Raw genomic sequence first — 5,152 nt, 5'->3', positions numbered from 1 at the left:
GGCGAGGACGGGGCGGGCACGGGCGTGCGCACCAGTCGGGGGTGGGCGGCGAGCATCAGTGAGGTCTCGAACCATCCGGCGTGCCCCGGGGTGACGTCCGGCCGGCCCGCCCCGTCCTCGCCCGCGGTCAGGGTCCAGTACGAACAGGCGGCGACGGTCACCCGGGCGCGCAGCGCGAACCGCTTCACGGCGAGCCGCATGATCTCGTCGTTGCCGCCGTGGCCGTTCACGACCATCACCCGGTGGTGTCCGCTGGTCACGAGCGAGTCGAGGACGTCGTCGAGGACCGCGCCCAGGGTGGCCGCGGAGAGCGAGACGGCGGCGGCGAACAGGTGGTGCGGGCTGTGGCCGAAGGGCAGCGCCGGCAGGCGTACGACCTCGGGTGCGGCCGCCTCCCGCGAGAGGAGGGCCAGCGCCCGGTCCACGACCTCCTCGACCAGGAGGGTGTCGGTGCCCATGGGCAGGTGCCCGGCGTGCTGCTCCTGCGAGCCGATGGGCAGCAGGGCGATGCCCCGCTCACCGGCCCGGCGGACCTCGCGCCAGGTGAGTTCGGTCAGTCTCGATTGGCTCACGGTGCTACCTCTCCGAAACGGGGCCGTGGCAGAGTCGGCGCATGGTCCACAAAAGTTCTCCGTTGCGACTGGTCCCCGCGGCCCTGCCGCGACCGGCCGCGCCGCCCGCGCCGCGGCGGCTGGGCGCCGTCGAGCTGGTGCCCGGCCGGGTCAGAGCGGCCGTGCTGTCCGTGGCGGGCCGGGTGCTGGACCGCGCCGAGTCGTCGTACGACGCGGCCGCCGCGACGCCCGCGGACATCGACGCGGCGCTGGCGGAGGCGGCCGGTGTCTTCGCCGCGCACGGCCTCCAGGGGATCGGCGTGGCCGCGGCGGGGCTGGTGGACCCCCGCACGGGGCTGATCCTGGAGGTGAACGACGTGCCCGCCCTGCACGGCTATCCGGTGACGGAGCGGCTCGGCGCGCTCACCGGCGCCGGGGTGCGGGTGGAGCACCGGGCGCGCCTCCAGGTGCTCGGCGACCGCTGGTTCGGCGCGGGCCGCGGGCGGCGCACCTTCGCCTCGGTGTCGACGGGCGAAGTGCTCGGGGTCGGTGTCCTGTACGACGGCGAGGTGATGGCCCCGCCCGGCGGGCGCAGCGGCGCGCACATGACCGTGTCGGCCAGCGGTGAGCGCTGCACGTGCGGCAGCCGGGGCTGCTGGAAGACGGTGGCCACCACCGGCTGGCTGCGCGCCCGGGCGCGGGAGGCGGGCCTCGGCCCGGCGGTGTCGCTGGAGGCGCTGGTGAACGGCGGGGACGCGCTCGCCGGACGGGTGGTGGAGGAGTACGCGCACAACCTCGCGCTGGGTCTGGTGAACGTGCAGCAGTTGTTCGCGCCCGGTCTCTTCATCCTGCACGGTGAGGCGCGTGACGGCGGTGAGCGCTTCCGGACCGTGGTGGAGGAGCGGCTGCGCGAGGCCGTCGCCTTCACCGAGGCCGAGCAGCCCCGGGTGCTGGTGGGCACCGCCGCCGTCGACGACGTCGCGCTGCTCGGCGGTGCGGGTCTGGTGCTGTCGCACCTGTAGGGCAGTGCCGGTCATCGGCTCGCCCCGTCCGTCGGCGAGGCGGCCCGCTGTGCCGCGCGGCGCCCCTTGCGCGGGTCGAGGACGGGTACGGCGTCCAGCAGTTGCCGCGTGTAGGGGTGGCGCGGTGAGCGCAGTACCTCCGCCGTGTCGCCGACCTCGACCAGGCGCCCCCGGCGCATCACGGCGACCCGGTCGGCGACCTGTCCGACGACGGCGAGGTTGTGGGAGACGAACACGTAGGTCAGCCCGAGCCGTCGCTGGAGGTCGGCCAGCAGGTCGAGGACCGTCGCCTGCACGGAGACGTCCAGGGCGCTGGTCGGTTCGTCCAGGACGAGGAGGCGGGGGCGCAGGGCCAGGGCCCGCGCTATCGAGACGCGCTGGCGCTGTCCGCCGGAGAACTCGTGCGGGTAGCGGTCCTGGATACCGGCGTCCAGGCCCACCGCCTCCAGGAGTTCACCGACGCGTTCGCGGGTACGGGGCCGTGCGCGCCGTCCGCGCGCCTCGGGGTCGTGGGTGACGAGGGGTTCCGCGACGATGTCCGTGATGCGCATGCGCGGGTTCATGCTGGAGTAGGGGTCCTGGAGGACGACCTGCATCTGCCGTCGCACGGCGCGCAGTTCGGGCGCGGAGAGGGCGGCGAGGTCCTGTCCGTCGAAGCGGACGCTGCCGGCGGTGGGTTCGAGGAGCCGCAGCAGCAGCCGGGTCAGGGTGGTCTTGCCGCAGCCGGACTCGCCGACGAGGGCGAGGGTCTCGCCCTCGCGGACTTCGAGCGACACGTCGTCGACGGCGGCGGTCGTTCCGTGCGTGCCGAACTCCTTGCGCAGTCCGACGAGTTCCAGGAGGACCTCGGCGGACGCGGGTGCGGGTGCGGTGGCTCCGGTGGCTTGCGTGGTCATGCCGCCTCCAGTCGCGGGGTGGCCGCCAGCAGCTTGCGGGTGTAGTCGTCGGCCGGGCGGTCGAAGACGTCGAGGACGTCGCCGGTCTCGACGACGCGGCCCTGGTTCATGACCGCGACGCGGTCGGCGGTCTCCGCGACGACGGCGAGGTCGTGGGTGATCAGCACGACGGCCATGTCGTGCTTGTGCTGGAGGGTGACGAGCAGGTCGAGGATCTGGCGCTGCACGGTGACGTCCAGGGCCGTGGTCGGCTCGTCGGCGATGAGCACGCGGGGCCGCGCGACCAGCGCCGTCGCGATCATCACGCGCTGGCGCAGTCCTCCGGAGAGTTCGTGCGGGTACTGGCGGTAGCGCAGGGCCGGGTCGGGGATGCCGACCTCGTCGAGGGCGGCCAGCGCGGCCTCCTTCGCCTCGGCGCGGGACATGCCGGTGTGGTGCCCGAGTACCTCGGCGACCTGGGCGCCGACCCGCTGGAGGGGGTCGAGGCAGGTCATCGGGTCCTGGAAGACCATGGCGATGTCGCGGCCGCGGACCCGTCCGAGGTCCTTCTCGGTGAGTTTCAGCAGGTCGCGTCCGTCGAAGCGGATCTCGCCGCTCGCGTAGACGCACGGCGGGCTCGGGTTGAGGCGCAGCACGGAGAGGGCGGTGGCGCTCTTGCCGCTGCCCGACTCCCCCACGACGGCGAGGGTTTCACCGGCGTGGACGTGCAGGGAGACGTCCTGGACGGCGTGGACGACGGAGTTCTCCAGGCGGAAGTCGACGCTGAGGCCGGCTATCTCCAGCAGCGGCGGTGGCGTGGTCGGTCGGTCGAGGCTCATCGGCGGTAGGCCTTCGGGTCCGCGACGTCCCTGAGGGCGTCGCCGGTGATGTTGATGGCGAGGGAGGTGAGCATCAGGGCGACACCGGGGAAGACGGCGACCCACCAGGACGTACCCAGGTAGAGCTGGCCGTCGGAGAGCATGCCGCCCCAGGTGACCGTCTCCTTGGGCACACCCAGGCCGAGATAGCTCAGGGAGGCCTCGGCGACGATGGCGGCGGCGACGTGCAGGGTGCCGATGGTGGCCAGCGGGGCCATCACGTTGGGCAGCAGGTGGCGGCGCATGATGGTGACGTCGGTGACGCCGATCGCGCGGGCCTCGGTGACGAAGTCGCGGGTGCGCAGGGACATCACCTCGGAGCGCACGACGCGGGCGTAGGAGACCCAGCCGGTGAAGCCGAGCACCAGGATCACGTACCACAGGCCCGAGCCGAGGAAGCCGACGATGGCGAGGGCCAGCAGCAGCGACGGGAAGGCCAGCTGGACGTCGGCGAGCCGCATGAGGGTGCGGTCGGCCCAGCCGCCGAAGTACCCGGAGGACAGTCCCACGACGGTGCCGATGACTCCGGCGAGGAGCGCCGCGCCGGCGCCGACGAGCAGGGAGACCCGGGCACCGAAGATGACGCGGGAGAGCATGTCGCGCCCGAGCTGGTCGGTGCCCAGGAGGTGGGCGCCGCTGCCGCCCTCCTGCCAGGCGGGGGGCCGCAGGCGGAGGAGCAGGTTCTGCGCGTTGGGGTCGTAGGGGGCGATCAGGGGTGCGAACAGGGCGGCGAGCAGCAGCAGCGCGAGCACGGCCAGGGCCGCGACGGCGAGCTTGTTGCGCAGCAGGGCCCGCAGGACGGCGGGGCCCGAGCCGCCGGACGGTGCCTCGGCCGGGGTCCGGTCGGTGGCGGCCGGTGACATGACGGTCATCGTGACGTCCTCACCCTCGGGTCGAGGAAGCTGTAGGAGAGGTCGACGAGCAGGTTCACCACGACGAAGGTTGCGGCGAAGAACAGGACGGTGGCCTGGACGAGCGGGAAGTCGCGGTTGGAGATCGCCTCGACGGTCAGCTGGCCGACTCCGGGCCAGGAGAAGACCCGTTCGGTGAGGATCGCCCCGCCGAGCAGGTTGCCGACCTCCAGGCCGACGACGGTCACCACCGGCAGCGAGGCGTTGCGCAGTCCGTGCCTGAGCACCACCTTCAGGGGGCCGAAGCCCTTGGCGCGGGCGCTGCGGATGTGGTCGGAGGAGAGGACGTCGATCAGCGAGGAGCGCAGCAGGCGCGCGACGACGGCGACGGAGTAGACGGCGAGGGTGACGGCCGGCAGGACGAGGTTGGCGAAGGTGCCGTAGCCGGAGGCGGGCAGGGCGTGCAGCCAGACGGCGAAGACCAGGATGAGCAGGATGCCGACCCAGAACGGCGGGGTGGACTGGCCCAGCAGGACGCCGGTCATCACGGTGTGGTCGGAGCCGCGCCCGCGGCGCATGGCGGCGAAGATGCCCGCCGGGACGGCGACGACGAGGGTCACCGCGAGGGCGGCGGCGGCCAGTTCGATGGTGGCGGGCAGCCGGTCGGCGAGGATCTCGCTCACCGGCTGGCCGTAGACCAGGGAGTCGCCGAAGTCGAGGCGGAGCAGTCCCCAGAGGTAGTCGAGGTACTGCGCGAACAGCGGCTGGTCCAGTCCGAGGGAGGCGCGCAGCACGTTCTCCTGCTCGGCGGTGGCGTCGGGCGGCAGCAGGATCTTCACGGGGTCGCCGGAGAGCCGTACCAGGAAGAAGGAGACCGTCGCGGTGCACAGCAGGACGAACAGCGCGGTGGCCAGGCGCCTGAGCACCGTGCGCAGCAGCCCGCTCCGGTCCGGGCGGCGGGGTGTGGTCTCCGCG

General features: G+C 73.3%; 6 protein-coding genes. 1 reads left to right on the top strand and 5 read right to left on the bottom strand.

All coding sequences use genetic code 11. The features are described from left to right. A partial coding sequence (locus DMH12_RS36980; RefSeq protein WP_148107586.1) for a creatininase family protein occupies positions 1 to 572 on the bottom strand: 572 nt, incomplete at its 3' end. 62 nt (positions 573 to 634) lie between these two features. Here DMH12_RS36980 and DMH12_RS36975 point away from each other — a divergent pair. Beyond that, positions 635 to 1,573 (top strand): ROK family protein, encoded by a 939-nt coding sequence (locus DMH12_RS36975; RefSeq protein WP_260474480.1) that lies wholly within the window; start codon positions 635 to 637, stop codon positions 1,571 to 1,573. A gap of 11 nt (positions 1,574 to 1,584) precedes the next feature. On the opposite strand, the gene DMH12_RS36970 is transcribed toward DMH12_RS36975, so the two are convergent. From DMH12_RS36970 to DMH12_RS36955, 4 genes are all read right to left on the bottom strand, one after another. Next, a complete protein-coding gene (locus DMH12_RS36970) occupies positions 1,585 to 2,469 on the bottom strand; it encodes an ATP-binding cassette domain-containing protein (protein WP_125495665.1) in 885 nt (294 codons plus the stop codon). Continuing rightward, on the bottom strand, positions 2,466 to 3,287 hold the full coding sequence (locus tag DMH12_RS36965) for an ABC transporter ATP-binding protein (RefSeq protein ID WP_125495664.1): 822 nt from the start codon (positions 3,285 to 3,287) through the stop codon (positions 2,466 to 2,468). The genes DMH12_RS36970 and DMH12_RS36965 overlap by 4 nt, the downstream gene beginning before the upstream one ends. Further along, on the bottom strand, positions 3,284 to 4,198 hold the full coding sequence (locus DMH12_RS36960; RefSeq protein WP_185832760.1) for an ABC transporter permease: 915 nt from the start codon (positions 4,196 to 4,198) through the stop codon (positions 3,284 to 3,286). Before DMH12_RS36960 ends, DMH12_RS36965 begins: the two co-directional genes overlap by 4 nt. Next, the coding region (locus DMH12_RS36955) for an ABC transporter permease (RefSeq protein WP_260474479.1) at positions 4,195 to 5,152 on the bottom strand (958 nt) is incomplete at its 5' end. The genes DMH12_RS36960 and DMH12_RS36955, both read right to left, overlap by 4 nt.

The organism is Streptomyces sp. WAC 04229 (assembly GCF_003947455.1).
GTDB lineage: Bacteria > Actinomycetota > Actinomycetes > Streptomycetales > Streptomycetaceae > Streptomyces.
This window is presented reverse-complemented; position numbering and strand designations above follow the sequence as displayed.

Coding starts and splice junctions, on each gene's coding strand:
- DMH12_RS36970 (WP_125495665.1), bottom strand. CDS start 2,469: ATGACCACGCAAGCCACCGGAGCCACCGCACCCGCACCCGCGTCCGCC.
- DMH12_RS36965 (WP_125495664.1), bottom strand. CDS start 3,287: ATGAGCCTCGACCGACCGACCACGCCACCGCCGCTGCTGGAGATAGCC.
- DMH12_RS36960 (WP_185832760.1), bottom strand. CDS start 4,198: ATGACCGTCATGTCACCGGCCGCCACCGACCGGACCCCGGCCGAGGCA.